We start from the raw sequence: 15,126 nt of genomic DNA on the forward strand, positions 1-15,126 counted from the left end.
GCAGTGTCTCCTGCGAATTGCATCGCAGCGTGGGTTGACGAGACGATCAGCATCCCGTCGGAGGAGCCCGCCTGGCGGATCCCGGAGCTGCTTGAAGAGGCCGACGACCCGGAGGCCGCCGGGCTGGCAGCCAGCACCATGATCGGGGTGCTGATGATGTGGCTGACCGGGGCGAAAGAGGAGGCGAACGGCGACCTAGCTGGTCCGGCGATGGAGTGGATTCGGAAGCACCTGAGCGGTGAGGCGGCCGACTATGCCTTCCAACTCGCCGGTCTCCTGGGCAGTCCTCTCGCGCCGAACACCTTGGTCGACGAAGCCTTCAAGCGGTTGGGCGACGCGTTCCTGCCGGCGTTGGTGTGGCTCGCGGCGGGCATGGTCGCGACACAGGCGAACGGCAATGTGGAATGGCTCAGCCAGTTCGACCCCGAGCCCGAAGCGGATTGAATTGCGGTACCGACGGCAGCGGCAGCCGTTGTCCATACACATGAGTGCGTAGGTGAGATCACGATGTGGCGCCCGGACCTGGGTGAGCAATAGCCTCAGGCGCGCGCCTTCATGGTCCTGCCGACGGAAGGTTGTGGCGGTAGTCGTTGGGATTACGGGCGGTGTAGGACGCAGACGACTTTGCCGAGTATCGTCGCGTGATCGCCGGGCAGTACCGGGTGGCGCGGGTTGCGAGGGACGAGTTCGATGCGGCCGTCGCGGGTTCGGTACTGCTTGACGGTGGCTTCCCCGTCGAGCATGGCGGCGACGACGTCGCCGTTGTCGGCGACCGCCTGCTGCCGTACCACGATGATGTCGCCGTCGGCGATGGCTGCTTCGGTCATGGAGTCGCCTTGTACCCGCAGTGCGAACAGTGTGCCCCGGCCGACCAGTTCGGTGGGCAGGGACAGTACCTCCTCGACGTGCTCTTCGGCGAGGATCGGCGTGCCGGCGGCGATGGATCCCAGCAGAGGCACCCGCGTCCCGTGCTGGGATTCCGATTTGACTGGCGAGTCCTCGTCGTCGACCAGGGGGCGGGCGTCGACCGCTCGCGGCCCGCCGGACGCCCGTCGGATCAGGCCGTGGTACGTGAGGGTCTTCAGGTGATGCGCCACCGACGAGGGGGAATCGAGGCCGACGGCTGCACCGATCTCCCGCACCGTCGGTGGGTAGCCATGCCGTCGAAGTCGTCTTCGGTGATGTCGTCGTCGGCCTCTCCGCCGGGGTCGTGGTCTCCGTAGTCGGGATGGTCGCGGTCGGCGGTGTGGCCGAGGTGGAGCGGCGCTGGGCGAGAGGTTCGTTGATCGGCCCGAACTCCAGCAGCCGACCCAGTGTCCTCGCCCCGTTCCACTCCTACCTGCGGCAACGCCTCGCCGACGGCATCCACCAGACCGCTGACCTGCACGCCGAGATCGTGGCCCGCGGCTACCACGGCAGCTTGCGGGTGCTGCGCGACTGGCTCACCACCAACCGCACCCGGCCTGCCCCTGCGACCGCTGTCCGGGTGCCGTCGGCCCGGCGGATCACCGCGTGGATCATGCGGCCCGGCCACAAACTCGCCGACGACGACCACGCCAATCTCGCCGACGCCCGCCGCCGCTGCCCGGACCTAGACACCGTCGCCGACCTCGCCCGCGGGTTCGCCACGCTGGTCCGCCACCAAGGCACCGGGCAGCACCTCGACGCCTGGATCGACCGCGCCCGCCACGCCGGATACCCCGAAATCCGCGGCTTCGCCACCGGTCTTGTCGGCGACCGCGACGCCGTCGTCGCCGGCCTCACCCAGCCTTGGAGTTCAGGTCCGGTCGAGGGCCAGATCAACCACATCAAGACGATCAAGCGGCAGATGTATGGCCGGGCGAACCTCGACCTCCTGCGCAAACGCGTCCTGACCAACTCGTGAGCCGCCACCAAGATCAATCACAAAATAGGTGCCAGAGCCAAACGTCAGCCGACGTTGACAGAAAGAGGCCATCCGGAAGCTCCCGGATGGCCTCTGACCTGCGTCGGGACGGCCGGATTCGAACCGACGACACCGTGACCCCCAGGCAACCAACGCCGATCGTTGACCTGCTCTTTCAGCGGCGCTGATCCGCCAGGCTGGCCCTCCGGAAGCCATACTCGTCCATCGATGTCCAACCCGATCGTCACCCGGCTAGTCACTCAGCTAGATCGAGCCATCCTCCACCTTGCCGAGGATCACGTCGATGTCACCGGAGCGGATCATCTCCCCCACGGCCGCCACCATCGCCTCAACGCCGGGTCTTGGCACGATAACCAAGTCGGAGCACCAGAAGTACCAACCGCCGCCAGTCTCCCCAGTCTTAGCCCACTTTTGCAGAACCCGGTCGATCGCAACCGTCGTCATGAAGGTGGCGTAGCGATGGGTGCCGTCAACGAGGTAGACGTGGGCATCGATGTTGTCGACCGTCGCAGGGGCATCGCCCTGGCTGGGCATGAAGCTGACACGAGCGCCCTGGACCATGTGATCCCATATCACGTCTGACTCACGGCAAGGATCATCGCAGCCTCGGACGTTCAGCTTGGGAATCGGGTTGGCTTGCCGTCGCTGAAGCTCGTTTGGCTGGCAGCAGAGCCATCGGCTACGGCTCGCAGCGATGCGACGGACCTCCTGACCGTACCGGCGGGCCACGCCGGACAGCTCGGCCAGGATCAGCCGCTGCTGCGGCAGGGACGGCACATCCACCATCCCCCGACCCTAACCAGGAAGACCCCGCCCTGCCGCCTGTAGACGGTAGGGGCGGGGCCCCTCCTGATACCCGGGCGACGGGGTCAGCCCGGGCAGCCGGGGACGTTGACGCAGTTGTTCGGCCGGTTCTTGACCACGGTGGTGCCGGTGGCGGTGTTCAGATTAACTGTCCCACCAGCATTGAAGATGCCGCCGCCGTTGGTCACGGCGGTGTTCCTCACCACCTTGGCATTGAATAGCGTTAGCGTGCTGTCGAAGCTGTTGTAGATTCCGCCACCCTGCTCGGCCTGATTGCCGATTACCTTCGTGTCATACATCACCAGCTGACTCCTGGAAGCGACGTATACGCCGCCGCCGTTGTCGATGAGGGAAACGTTATTCTTGATGATGCCCTTGCTGGCCGTTGCGGTAGAGTCTGCACCTACGTATAGTCCTCCGGCAAAGCCGCTTGAGGCTGTGTTATTTGTAAGTTCAAAGTTTTGTAAAGTGAGCTGCCCGTCGATGTAGATCGCGCCAAACAAGCCTGCGCTGTTTCCGGTGAATTTGGTGTCGTAGACCCTGCCGACCCCGTCGTTGATGACCAGTAGGCCGCCGACTGTTCCCAGAGCACTGTTATCTGCGATAACGCTACCCTTGATTGTCACGACCGCAGAGCTACCGTTGCTTATCACTCCGCCGCTACTGTTGGCGGAATTTGCCTTTATTAGAGACTTGACTATCGTTAACTGCCCACCCGAGTTGTAGATGCCGCCGCCGCTGCTGTTATTGGCAGTATTGCGACTGACTGTGGTGCGCTCGACCACCAATACGCCGGCGCTATAAATGCCGCCACCATTTGCGTTTGCAATATTGCGAGTAATTGCACTGTGCCTCGTGGTCAGTCTTCCGCCGTCAGTCACGTGAATGCCGCCACCGGTTTCGGGCGTTTGTCCGCCGCTGATTTTCAGCTTGTTGAGAGTGAGGTCGCCGCCTGTGTCGACGGTGAGGATTCTGAACTGTTCGGCGGCGGCGGCGCGGGTGATGCTGGTGTCCTTGCCGCCGTTGAGGGTGATCGGGGTGGTGATGGCGGGCAGGCCGGCGCCGTCGATGTTGGCGGTGAGTAGGTAGGTGCAGTCCTTGGCGAGGTCAAGGACGGCGCCGCCGCGCGCGTTGCCCAGGGTGATCGCCGTGATCAGCGCATCGGCGCTACACGGGACCGGTGTGCCCTTGCGTTTGTCCTTCTTGCCCTTGCCCTCGTAATCCTTGCTATCGGTGGAGGCGCGGTCAGGCTTTCCCCGCCGGTCATCGGCGGCAGTGAGAAAGCCGTCGACGGCGCCGAAAGCCGGCGCTCCGCCGATGCCGAGGCTGGTGGTGAGCGCCAGGCCGGTCATGCCGGCCAGCCCAACAGCCCACCACCGTGACCTCGCCCGGCGTGCACCTGGTCGGTCCAGTTCGTGCTCGTGGCACTGATCGTTCATCGCGGTCTTGGTGTCCTTCCCCGTCACGGACGAGAACCACCACCCCTGAGGGGTGGTGGTTCTCGGCTACCAGGCAGGCGGCAGCAACCACCCCAAGCTAAACCGACAAAAACCCCAAAAAGACATGAACCTGAACAAAATGCCTGAACGACACACGAAACCACCGTGGCATCAGGCGCACCCGAGAGGAGCCCCCGATGACTCACGATTACCTGATCTCCCTCATCCGTATCGCTGTCCCCGCCGCCGTCGGCGCCCTGCTCGCCTGGCTGGCCTCGACGGCGGGGATCGTGCTCGACGCCGACTCGTCCACCGCACTCACGGCCGGTGTGGTCGCCCTGGTGATGGCCGGCTACTACGCCCTCGTCCGGGTGGCCGAGGCACGCTGGCCGTGGCTGGGCGTCCTGCTGGGCACGCCGGCCGTGCCGAAGTACGAGGTGCCGGGACGGTAAGATCGCCGATGCGGTGCCGCCGGTGACGTCCCGGCCGGCGCCGACCAACAAACGCGAGCGTCCCCGGCCGAGGTCAGGGGCGTACCGTCGTGTCGGGCCATCCGAGACTCGCTCTTTGCTGGGTTCAGGCAGAAAACAGGGTCGGCTCGCCGATCTCGTACGGCTCCTCGATCCACATGCCGTCCACACGCCTCGCCCGCAGTAGACCTTTATCCCAGGTCATCATCACGTTGACGCCGGCCTCCGCAGCCGATGCAAGGTAGATTGCGTCGTAGTTGCCCAGGTGGTGCACGTAGGCATACTCCCGTGCCCGTAAGGCGATCCGCCCGGAAAACTCGACCCGCACCAAGTTGGTGCTGTCTAGGGCATCTCGGCACCTGCGGTCAAGTTCAGGTGGCACGACACGGTGCGGCCCCGCCCTCCCGACCTGGGGAGAGCGGGGCCGCCTTTGTCACATGGTGGGCTGTCCGGAGCCCGGGCAGCGGGCGCGATCACCCATCGCCTGACGCGGCGGGCAGGACCGGCCGGGGCTCACACTGACGCGGGCTCCGCATGCGGAGCATTGAGACGATGCCATGACTGGACTCCCTGGGGGATCTGGTAGTCCGGATACGGGTCGGTCTCGGGCTCGGACGTGCCCCCGGATGCCGCGGTAGCCCGGAGGTAGATCACGGAACGGTCGCTGGCAGTGATGCGGATCGCGGCGGCGACCGGCACCTCTACGCTGGGCTGTTGGCACAGCTCCCATGAGGTGAACACCTCGGGCCGGGCGACATCCAGGAGTTGCTGAGCGAGCACGAGGATTCGAGCAGCGCGCTGCATCGGCGGCAGCGGCCCGGTGGGCAGCGGTACCGGCGTGGCGTCACGCGGTGGTACGCCCGCCCACAGCATGGCGGCGGTTCCGGACTGGTGTTTGACCTTGATCCCCGCGGGCGTCTGTCCGCCGGGCTGGGTATCGGCGCCGTAGCGCGACACCGACACGATGTCGGGGTGCTCGGCTGCCCGGAGGATGGCAGTCATCACGTCCAGGGCCTGGGATACCTGCACGGGCGCTCTCCTGATCTATCCGGGGGATCGTGGCTGCTCACGGGCCGGGCCCGTGTACCGGCGGGGTGGGCGGGGCGCGGCTCCAGCGCATCACGCCGTGTCCAGAGATAGGGGTGGGCCGAGCAGACCAAAGGTGAGCAGCCCGGCGTATGCCTCCGCCCACGGCCAGCACCGCCGCGGGGTGCCACACACCGGGCAACGTCCATCAACCTGGTGATGCTCGGCCAGCTCCCGCCACCACCGGCGGACAGTAGCCTCGGCCGGCGTCAACGCCGGCTCCCGGCGCGTTGCGGGGGCGCCCACCCGTCCTGCCCGACCGTGGCGAGGTAGCCGTATGCGGACTCGGTGGGCGGGCACGGCCATGCGGATCGGCAGGTCGGGCACCGATCGACGCGCGGCCAGTGCTCGGTGATGATCCGCCGGGCGGACAGGATCATCCGGTTACGTAGCTGGACCGTCGACAAGCCAGGGCGGGGCCGGGCGCGGGTGGCCATCACCGGGAGCAGGCCCGCTGCCGGGCCAACCGGGTCATCAACGGCCGACTATCAAGGATCACCGTCGGCTGGTTGTGCAGCGGAGAGTAGGCACCGGCCCGCGCCGCGTACCGGGTGGCAGGACCGGTCGCGTCCAGCCGTGCAGGTCGGCGGCGGCGGAGTCGGCGGAGTAGCCGGATCATGCGCGTGCTCCCTCACCCTCGATGGAGGTGAGACGGCCCGTTCTCTGGCTGTGGCCATCCCCATTGGGAGCTTTCCGTGAGGGGGAGACTACTGCTAGGTGGTGTATGTCCGCAGGTTTCCTGCGGACAGGCTGCGGACGGCGAACTCGGCACGCCTAGCCAGGTGCTCTGTTCCGGTCGTTTCCGCGATGGCTTGTACGCGTTCGTACGCCTCACGTGCGGCGCTGATGTCGCCGAGTTCGGCCAACGTCGCCGCGAGGTCAATTCTGTAGGGGACGGTCCATGCCGCGCCTTTCGCGTACGGCGGCAATCCGTGCAGGCCGGTGCGAAGGTGCTCGACTGCTAGGGCGTTGTCGCCGAGTAGCCGATAGGTCAGGCCGCGCTGCATCTTCAGGTAGTCCAGAGAGTGAAAATAGATCCATGGTGGCTCCTGGTCTGGGGCCTCGGTCGCTTGCGTGGCGAGATCCATGGCCTGGTCGAGTAGCCCGATCGCGGTGGACGCCGCTCCGATCAGAGCATGACCTCGCGCCTCCTGCTGAGCGGCGAGCGCCCGTACGCCTGGGCTGGCTGGTTGGCGCAGGGCCGCTGCTGACAAACCGATCAAAGGTCCTGGTCGGCGGTGTTGCCATGCCAGGTGTCCACGCATGCTGAGCACTGTGGCGATCATGTCCGAATTTCCGGCCTCGGTACCCCATTCCAAAGCGGCGGAGTACCAGCGACCAGCCACGCGCGGATGTCCGGCGGCGGCGTTTAGCCAGCCCCCGAACTGAGCCCACTGGGCGGCCAAATCCACGAGACGGGCCCTCGAGTCACCGCGCACTTCGGCGCTCAAGGTGGCGAGGAAGTTAAGTTGGAGGCGGACTGCTGGGAGCACCGCGGCAACGCCAATGCTGTCTTCAAGACGGCGGTACGCGGCGAGGGCATCGGCGAGGGCGTCGAGAGTGGCTGGCTCAACTCGGCGTGGGCGCTCTTGGGCAAAGGCCAGGCGGTTAGTCGACCGGCCTACCGGCGGGACTGGACGGATCAAGCTGGTGAGCCGGTCGTCGCTGTTGAGTGCGTCGTCCAACCGTTTAGCGAGATCCAGGGTGGGTTGTCGACGGCCAGCTTCAATGTCATGCAGATGTCCTCGACTGGACAGGGCAAGGGACGCGAGCTGGCGAAGGCTGACTCCCGCGACTGTGCGCAGCTGGCGTAGTTCAGCTCCGAAACAAGGGTCAACGATCGCCGGCATCAGTTCTCCCAGGTAGCGGTCTGGGGTGGCGGGCGCCGACCGCTACAACCGGCGCCCTGCCGCCATCGACGGTACTCCCTGCCCGCACGTCACGCCGTCACCTGTCCGTATGGATGTTCCGGCGCGTCACGGGCGTACGCCCTACCACGGAATTGTGGTTCCGGACAGGTTCGAGCTGTCCGCTACTTCATTGCGGACATTCAAAACGTCACCGGGATGGCCGAAAATCATTCGTCGATAGGGCTTGTCGACTATGGATACGCTACTAAACTCGTTCGGGCTGATCAGTGATCACGAGCAACGGTGACGGGGCATGGCCCTCGGTCGCGCACCAGCGCCGCTCAGGTACGGGCGGCGATCCATCGACACACCCACGAGCAGTCTTCCCATCGTCTCGTACGTGTGTTCGATTAGCACGCTCCTCATCGGTACTCACCCGGAGGTCTTCGACAGCGCATGAACCATCCCTCCCACCCCCACCCCCACCCCCACCGTCGCCCCGTCATGCCACTGGTCGCCCGCGCGGCACGGGCCGCCACCGCCGCCTACCAGCGGGCGATGACCAGCAAGCGCGAACACCTCTACCAGCAGGAGATCTACCGGCTCCGAAGAGAGAATCAGTGGCTTCGGGGCGAGGTCCGGCACTGCTGGGACGCCATCGACGTGATGGGCCACGACCTGGAGTCGCGGCGCCAGGAGTTCGCCCTGGGTGAGCTGCTCGCCCAGGCAGACGCCCGCAGGCGGACAGCGGTCGTCGATCAGCGGCACCTGTTGGAGGTACACCTTCGCGAACAGCTCGCCGCCGAGTTGGAGGAGGCTCGACGTGGGGGCTACGCGAAGGGGTATGCCGACGGGATCATGCGCCGCAGGACCGACGGCCAAAACTGAGTTCCCCTACCTGTCCCCTACAACGAATCAGGCCCCCTCGCTGGAGGGGGCCTGACCTGCAGTGCAGGAGATCATATTTGAGTGTCCGAGGGGGGACTTGAACCCCCACGCCCTATACGGGCACTAGCACCTCAAGCTAGCGCGTCTGCCATTCCGCCACCCGGACTTGCATCGTCCAGCCTACCGCGATGACCGAAGTGATCTTCTCACCTGTCGGCTACCCAGCGGGCCGCACGAGGAGTTACTGTACACCGCCCGAATGGATCATGCACATCGGCTCTCGGCGGGCAGCAATACCGGACAGGGAGCTGTTGCAGTAGCGTCGGAGTACGTCCGGCCGGCAGCATGACCCCGTGTCGTATCCCTCCCCCTCCCCTTTGTCCGCGGCGCGGCATCGGGCTCTCGCTCTGCGCCGCACCGGTGACCTGGCTGGCGCGCGTCAAATACTCACCGACATCGTGGAGTCGGCCCATCCGCCACCGTACGGCCCGGATCATCCCGAGGTGCTGGACACCGCGCACCTTCTGGCGCGGCTGCACCGGGAGGCCGGTGACCTGAGTGCCGCCCGGCGGGTGTTGGAGAAGGCGCTCGCGGCGGGTGAGCGCCTTCGGTCGGAGGCCGACCCCCTGCTGCTGGCGCTCGTCTTCGAGCTGGCGACCGTGGCGGACGAACTCGGCAACCGGCACGAGGCCCGCCGGAACTTCCATCGGATCGTGACTGCCGGTCCGGTCACGCTCGGGGTCGACCATTCGTCGGTTCGCGCGGCACGGGCCTATCTCAACGAGGCTGGCCTGGCTGACGCCTCGCCCGGGATGCCGGGGCCCTTCCTCGCCGAGCAGCACATTCCGGGACGTCTGGGAGCCGGGACGGGCGCGGCGCCGTCCTCGGACGGCCGACTGGCGCAGACACCGGCGCCAGCGAAGGCCGCACCGGAGATCCCGCCAGCCCCACTGGAGGCCCCACCGCCCCTACCGGAGGCCAAGCTGGTGCCACCGGGTTCGTCTCCCGATCTTGCCGGCCACGCGACGTCGCAGCGGTCGGCGGTCGGGCCGGCACCGGACGGGCATGGCGGCCGGCGACGGCCTCGTCCAGACCAACCCCGGGGGCCGCGACCCAGGTACGGCGCGTTCGGCGCCCGACCCGCGCCTGGGGCCCCAGCCAGCGACCCCGCGCCGGGCCCACCCCTGGTGCCGGACGACGCCGCTATCGGTCTGCTGCCGGCCGCGCATCCGGCTCGGGAGCCACAGCGGCGCGGCCGGAACTGGACGGCGGTGGCCGCGGTGCTCACCGCGGTGGGGGTGGCCGCGGTGGCGGTCGTCGGAACGGGCGTGGTGGTGTTTCTTCGGAGCGGGCCGGCGGCCGCTCCACTGTCGGACACCCCGAGGGAGTCGGCGGCGGGAACGCCGAGCGGGGCGCCGACTGCGCCGCCACCGACGGAACTGAGTTTGCGGGACGACTCGACCTCGGTGACCCTCAGCTGGTCAGACCCATCCGGCGGCGCCGTTCCGTTCGTGATTGCTGCCGGCCGGGCGGGGCAGCAGCTAGGAATGCGGGGGCGGGTAGAGCCGGGGCGGACCAGCTACACAATCAATGGTTTGAGTGCCGAGGTGGACTACTGCTTCACGGTACTGGCGGTGTATTCAACGGAGACGTTCACCACCTCTGGGCAGGTCTGCACCAATCGCGAACGATAAATTGCCGGGCAGTACGCTGCGTGTACGCCGGTGGACGGTACGGGTTCCCTGCCGCTGCGGAGCCAAATATGATGGCAGCCGACTTCTGGGAGGGCCGCCGTCTTCGGACCCGTCACCTGCTCGAACGATACGGGGAGGCAATTGGTTGTGGCCACCGTCGATGATGGCGTGACTCCGCGTCGCCGGTTTCGTGGTGGGCTGGTCACCATCGCCACTGTGACGGCGCTGCTGGCCGCGATGGGGCTCACGGTGCTCGGGGTGGGCGCCGCCGACAACGCGGTGGCCACTTTCGACGCCAGTTCGTGGCTGTGGAGCAGTGTTCGCGGTGAGTTGGCTCGGGTCAACGGAGTCACGGCGCGAGTGGACACCCGGCTGGAGGTTCCGGGTGCGCAGCAGCATCCGGTGCAGGTCACTCAGACCGATCGGCTGCTCGTTTTGCGGGATCTGAGCACGGGCCAGGTCAGCTCGTTGGACCTCGCCACGTTGCGGATCCTCGCCACCTCCCCCACCACGCCCGGTCTCGGAGTCAACGTCGTGCTACACGAGGAGGCGGCGTTCGTGGTGGACGCGGTGCAGGGCATCGTCCGACAGCTCGACCCACGGTCGCTGACACCGGTCGGTGAATCGGTCCACTTTCCCCCGGGCATCACCGGTGGTGCGCTTGACGGCGCGGGTCGATTGTGGATAGCGGTGCCGAGTGAGGGAACCGTCTCGGCGATCAGCGCCGCGCCGCTGCCGTCACCGTCAACCTCCCCTGCGGGGGGTCTGAGCCCGGAGCTGATCGAGACGTACGACGTGACGGAGCCGCATCACGAGCTTATTGTCTCCGCGCTGGACGACGGGGTGGCGGTGCTCGACCGGACGGCGGGCTCACTGATCGTGGTACGCCAGGGGGATGTGACACGGACCCCGCTGGAGACCTCCGCGCCGGCGGTACTGCCCGCCCGGACCAACGGCTCAGCGGTGCCGGTGACGGTGCCCTCGCAGCGACAGGTGCACGTGGTCACCGGCGGGGTGGTCACGAACTTCACAGTGCCGGGTGATGGGGGTGAACTGAGCCCGGCGGTGTCGTGGGCGGGCCGGTTCTACTGCGCCGACGAGGCCACCGGCACCGTGTACGTGCTCGACGAGTCCGGCCGGCTGGTCGATTCGATATCCGGTGCACCGGCTGGTCCGCTTGAACTGGAGGTTCGGGAGAACCACCTGTTCATCAACGCTCCGGACGCGTCAACCGCCCGGGTGGTTGATGACCGGCACCGGATGCGGGAGGTCGACAAGTACGCCAACGACGTGCTGGGCGGCGACCCGCCCCCTGCTCCCCCACCGCCGCCCCCGCCGCCGAAGGAGCCGGAGGCGAGCCGGCCGGGTCCACCGCGAGCGGTCACCGCGGCCGCCGGCGACGCCCGGGCCCGGGTGAGCTGGCGGGCCGCCGCCGCCAATGGCGCCGAGATCATCAAGTACGTGGTGAGTGGCGGCGGGCAGCGCATCGAGGTGGGCGCCAACCAGCGGGCAGTGGAGATCAAGGAGCTGACCAACGGGGAGACGTACGCGTTCTCGGTGTTCGCGGTCAACGCCAAGGGGGACGGCCCGACCCGGACCAGTAACCCGGTGACGCCGACGGCGGAGGTGCCGGACCCGCCGGCGAGCGCGACCGCCGAGGCGCGCCCGGACGGGACGGTCGCGGTGCGCTGGCCGGCGGCGAACGGGCAGGGCAACACGATCGACCGGTACGTGGTGACGGCCACCTCGGCCGGCACGAACTCCCTGGCCGGGGAGGCGACCGGGACGGAGCTGGTGGTGCCGGCGGGCGAGTTGGAGTTCGGCCGGCAGTACGCGTTCTCGGTCGTCGCGGTCAATGACAAGGGTGCGGGTTCGACGGCCTCCCCGGTGAGTAACACGGTCGTGCCGTATGCGCCGCCGGGGGAGCCGGTGGAGCTACAGGCCACGACGGTGGCGGAGCAGCCGGGGACGGTCGCGGTGCGGTGGGGGCCGGCGGCGGCGAATGGCCGGCCGGTGACGGCGTACCTGGTGGACGTGGGTGGTCGGCAGAGCGAGGTGACCGATACTCGGACGACGGTCGGCGGGCTGGGTGACGGGCAGCAGGTCACGGTCAAGGTGCGCGCGGTCAACGCGGCCGGGCCGGGGCCGGAGGGGACGGTCACCGCGCGGACCGTGGCAGCGCCGCGGGTGACGGTGACCGGTTCCTCGGCGACCGCCACGTCGGTGACGGTGAATTTCACTGTGGACGCCGGCGGCGGCAAGGCGACCTGCGCGCTGAGCACCAGCGGCAAGCCGGCGCAGTCCGGCCCGTGTTCCCGGATCACGGTGTCCGGGCTGACGTCGAGCACGGCGTACACGTTCACGGTGACGGCGACGAACGCGGTCGGCCCGGGCAGCGCGACCCGGGCACAGTCGACGGCGGCGCTCTACGGGACGGCGACCTGCGAAAACGGCGACTCCGGGGACCAGACGACATACTGCGACGCCGACGTTGACGGCCGCAACGGCAACGAGATCTTCTCGGTGCCGCGGCAGGAAGACCCTCGGCAGGTCGGGTGGGCCAAGCCGGGCACACGGTTGAAGGCGTACTGCCGGCAGACCGGCGAGGAGGTCTATGCCTTCGTCTACAACCGGCACAAGAAGAGCACGTGGTGGGTGCAGGTCGACTACCAGGGGCGCAACTACATTCCGTGGGCCTGGCTGAACCTCGACGGTGGTGACGACATCAACGTTCTGCCGACCTGCTGAATCGACGCCAGGCAAGGAGCACCAGCGTGAGTTCCCCCGAGTTGCTCAGTCAGTCGGAGGTGCAGGGCTTCGCCGCCCTCGCCGCCCGGCTGGCCGAGAACATCAACGCGGTTGTCCTGGGCAAGCCGGAGGTGGTCCGGTTGGCCCTGACCGCCCTCTTCGCGCAGGGTCATGTGCTGCTGGAGGATGTGCCGGGGGTCGGCAAGACGACGCTGGCCCGGGCGGTCGCCGCCACGGTGCAGGGTAAGTGGCGGCGGATCCAGTTCACCCCGGACCTGCTGCCGTCGGACGTGTCCGGGGTGACGATCTACAACCAGGCCAGCCGGGAGTTCGAGTTTCATCCGGGGCCGGTCTTCGCCAACATCGTCATCGCCGACGAGATCAACCGGGCGTCGCCGAAGACCCAGTCGGCGCTGCTGGAGGTGATGGAGGAACGCACGGTGACGGTGGACGGGGTGCGTCATCCGGTTCCGCAGCCGTTCCTGGTGGTGGCGACGCAGAACCCGGTGGAGATGGATGGCACGTACCGGCTGCCGGAGGCGCAGTTGGACCGGTTCCTGGTGAAGCTGTCGGTCGGCTACCCGGATGAGGCGGTTGAGGTGGAGGTGCTGCGGGGCGCGACGGCGCGTTCTCCCGAGGCGCTGACCCCGGTCACCGACACCGCGACGGTCGAGGAGATGGTGCGGATGGCGCGCCGGGTGCACATCGCCGAGCCGTTGTACGCGTACGCGGTGCGGATCGCCGCGGCCACCCGGGACCATCGGCAGGTCCGGGTGGGGGTGAGCCCGCGGGGGGTGATCGCGTTGACGCGGGCGGCCTGCGCGTACGCGTTGATTGACGGCCGGGGTTGGATCATGCCGGAGGATCTGAAGCTGCTCGCTGAGCCCGTGTTCGCGCATCGGCTGCTCCTCACCCCGGACGCGCAGGTACGGGGGGTGACCGCGACGGAGGTGCTGCGCCAGGCCGTCGCCTCGGTACCGGTTCCGCTGCCGTCCGGGCAGGCCACTGCGGTCCGCGGTTGAGCTGTGGGGGTTACTGCCCGGGGGGTCGGGTTGTTTGTCGCTGCCGCTGCCCTGCTGGCGGCGGGCTTCCGGTTCGCGTACCCGGAGTTGGCGTTGCTGGGCGCGGCGGGGGTGACCGCGGGTGGTTACGCGTTGGCCGTAGCCGCGTGGCGCCCCCGGTTGGCGGTGGTCCGGCGGGCCGAGCCGGACCGGGTGGGGCGCGGAGAGCCGGTGACGATGACGGTGACCGTCCACAACCGTGGCCGGCTCCGGTCGGCGAACCTGGTCGCTGAGGACCGCTGCGGTTCGGTGCCGGTGCCGGTACCGGTGTTGCGGCTGCGGCCGGGGAGAGACACCACGGTTCGGTACGACGTGCCGACGACCCGCCGGGGCGTGGTGCGGGTGGGGCCGCTGCGGGTGACCCGACGGGACCCGCTGGGTCTGGTGTCGCTGTCGCGCCAGCACGGCGAGGCGGTGCCGGTGTGGGTGCATCCGCGGGTCCATCCACTGAATGTGGTGCCCACCGGCGCGGGGCGCAGCCTGGACGGCCGGGTGGATTCCGTCCCGCACGGTTCGATCACCTTCGACTCGCTGCGGGAGTACGTGGTCGGGGACGAACTGCGTCGGGTGCACTGGCGGACCAGCGCGCGGGTGGGTGAGCTGATGGTCCGGGAGCACGTGGACACCAGCCTGCCGCGCCTGGTGGTGTTGCTGGACAACCGGGTGGTGGCCCATCCGCAGCAGGTCGCTGGCCGGGCGGAGTCGTTCGAGTCGGCGTGTGAGGCGGCGGCGTCGGTGCTGACCGCCGCCTACCGGGCCGACCTGCCGGTGGTGCTGGTACTGGTGGCCCCGGAGCAGGAGGTCGACCCGGCGGGTGTGCCGGAGGCCGGGCTGGTGGGTCCGGAGCGGGAGGTCAGTGCGGCGGGTGTGCCGGAGGCTGGGGTGGCGGGCCCGCTGGACCGGCTGGCGGCGGCGGGATTCGGTGCCGACACCCTGGACGCCACCCTGACCCGGCTGCGGGGGGACCGCCTCGGCGACACGTTGATCGCGCTTACCGGCCCGGGTGGGCGGGAGACGCTCGGCCGGTTCGGTGCGCTTCGCGGCGCGTACGCGTCGGTGGTTGTCGGGGTTTTCGGGGCGGCGGAGCCGGCGCAGCCGCCGGCGACGGGCCTGGTGGTGATCGACGCCGTGGACGGGGCCGCGTTCGCCGCCGAGTGGGATCGGGTGCGGCGGTGGTGAG

15 protein-coding genes, 1 tRNA gene and 3 pseudogenes are annotated in these 15,126 nt (G+C 68.3%); 8 read left to right on the forward strand and 11 right to left on the reverse strand.

The features are described from left to right. The first annotated feature begins 3 nt into the window (after positions 1–3). Entirely contained in the window at positions 4–444 is a 441-nt protein-coding gene (locus B116_RS24750; RefSeq protein ID WP_223874517.1) for a hypothetical protein, read from the forward strand. 152 nt (positions 445–596) lie between these two features. Here the strand turns inward: B116_RS24750 and lexA are convergent. Further along, positions 597–1,178 (reverse strand): annotated as a pseudogene (gene lexA / locus B116_RS24755) (transcriptional repressor LexA); the annotation flags it as partial. Between the two features lie 101 nt (positions 1,179–1,279). On the opposite strand from lexA, the pseudogene B116_RS29085 reads away from it, so the two are divergent. Next, a pseudogene (locus B116_RS29085) lies at positions 1,280–1,885 on the forward strand (ISL3 family transposase); the annotation flags it as partial. A 264-nt stretch (positions 1,886–2,149) separates the two neighbouring features. On the opposite strand, the gene B116_RS25895 reads toward B116_RS29085, so the two are convergent. Further along, positions 2,150–2,692 (reverse strand): hypothetical protein, encoded by a 543-nt coding sequence (locus B116_RS25895; protein ID WP_050591834.1) that lies wholly within the window; start codon positions 2,690–2,692, stop codon positions 2,150–2,152. A gap of 83 nt (positions 2,693–2,775) precedes the next feature. Then, positions 2,776–4,149, reverse strand: coding sequence for a right-handed parallel beta-helix repeat-containing protein (locus B116_RS0106535; RefSeq protein WP_027659550.1), 1,374 nt, complete (start codon positions 4,147–4,149; stop codon positions 2,776–2,778). A gap of 197 nt (positions 4,150–4,346) precedes the next feature. Here B116_RS0106535 and B116_RS0106540 point away from each other — a divergent pair, with 197 nt between their 5' ends. Next, a complete protein-coding gene (locus B116_RS0106540) occupies positions 4,347–4,601 on the forward strand; it encodes a hypothetical protein (protein WP_027659551.1) in 255 nt (84 codons plus the stop codon). A gap of 124 nt (positions 4,602–4,725) precedes the next feature. Here B116_RS0106540 and B116_RS24760 read toward each other — a convergent pair whose 3' ends face one another. The 7 genes and pseudogenes from B116_RS24760 to B116_RS28925 all read right to left on the reverse strand — a co-directional run. Next, positions 4,726–4,947, reverse strand: coding sequence for a PIN domain-containing protein (locus B116_RS24760; protein ID WP_033667337.1), 222 nt, complete (start codon positions 4,945–4,947; stop codon positions 4,726–4,728). A gap of 185 nt (positions 4,948–5,132) precedes the next feature. Beyond that, positions 5,133–5,648, reverse strand: a complete 516-nt coding sequence (locus B116_RS0106550; RefSeq protein ID WP_027659552.1) for a hypothetical protein — start codon at positions 5,646–5,648, stop codon at positions 5,133–5,135. A 90-nt stretch (positions 5,649–5,738) separates the two neighbouring features. Further along, positions 5,739–5,918 (reverse strand): hypothetical protein, encoded by a 180-nt coding sequence (locus B116_RS26275; protein ID WP_082312748.1) that lies wholly within the window; start codon positions 5,916–5,918, stop codon positions 5,739–5,741. Beyond that, the gene (locus B116_RS28130) at positions 5,915–6,142 is read right to left on the reverse strand and encodes a hypothetical protein (RefSeq protein WP_027659553.1); all 228 of its coding nucleotides are present in this window, start codon (positions 6,140–6,142) and stop codon (positions 5,915–5,917) included. Before B116_RS28130 ends, B116_RS26275 begins: the two co-directional genes overlap by 4 nt. Further along, positions 6,142–6,324 (reverse strand): hypothetical protein, encoded by a 183-nt coding sequence (locus tag B116_RS0106560; protein ID WP_027659554.1) that lies wholly within the window; start codon positions 6,322–6,324, stop codon positions 6,142–6,144. The genes B116_RS28130 and B116_RS0106560 overlap by 1 nt, the downstream gene beginning before the upstream one ends. Before the next feature lie 94 nt (positions 6,325–6,418). After that, entirely contained in the window at positions 6,419–7,198 is a 780-nt protein-coding gene (locus tag B116_RS0106565; protein ID WP_026321672.1) for a tetratricopeptide repeat protein, read from the reverse strand. A gap of 219 nt (positions 7,199–7,417) precedes the next feature. Further along, positions 7,418–7,555 (reverse strand): annotated as a pseudogene (locus B116_RS28925) (helix-turn-helix domain-containing protein); the annotation flags it as partial. A 504-nt stretch (positions 7,556–8,059) separates the two neighbouring features. Between B116_RS28925 and B116_RS24765 the strand changes: the two are divergent. Next, positions 8,060–8,443 (forward strand): hypothetical protein, encoded by a 384-nt coding sequence (locus B116_RS24765; protein ID WP_033667340.1) that lies wholly within the window; start codon positions 8,060–8,062, stop codon positions 8,441–8,443. Positions 8,444–8,525: 82 nt separating this feature from the next. On the opposite strand, the gene B116_RS0106580 is transcribed toward B116_RS24765, so the two are convergent. Then, positions 8,526–8,609 (reverse strand) — tRNA-Leu (locus B116_RS0106580). 211 nt (positions 8,610–8,820) lie between these two features. Between B116_RS0106580 and B116_RS0106585 the strand changes: the two genes are divergently transcribed. The 4 genes from B116_RS0106585 (at position 8,821) to B116_RS0106600 (ending at position 15,125) form a co-directional block, all read left to right on the forward strand. After that, a complete protein-coding gene (locus B116_RS0106585; RefSeq protein ID WP_027659555.1) occupies positions 8,821–10,137 on the forward strand; it encodes a tetratricopeptide repeat protein in 1,317 nt (438 codons plus the stop codon). A 147-nt stretch (positions 10,138–10,284) separates the two neighbouring features. Then, positions 10,285–12,885: a fibronectin type III domain-containing protein gene (locus B116_RS0106590; protein WP_027659556.1), complete on the forward strand. Its 2,601-nt coding sequence runs from the start codon at positions 10,285–10,287 to the stop codon at positions 12,883–12,885. Positions 12,886–12,911: 26 nt separating this feature from the next. Further along, a complete protein-coding gene (locus B116_RS0106595) occupies positions 12,912–13,907 on the forward strand; it encodes an AAA family ATPase (RefSeq protein ID WP_027659557.1) in 996 nt (331 codons plus the stop codon). 3 nt (positions 13,908–13,910) lie between these two features. Next, positions 13,911–15,125 (forward strand): DUF58 domain-containing protein, encoded by a 1,215-nt coding sequence (locus B116_RS0106600; protein ID WP_027659558.1) that lies wholly within the window; start codon positions 13,911–13,913, stop codon positions 15,123–15,125. Position 15,126: the final 1 nt, after the last annotated feature.

It is taken from the genome of Salinispora fenicalii, from assembly GCF_000514815.1.
In the GTDB taxonomy this organism is placed as follows: Bacteria; Actinomycetota; Actinomycetes; order Mycobacteriales; family Micromonosporaceae; genus Micromonospora; species Micromonospora fenicalii.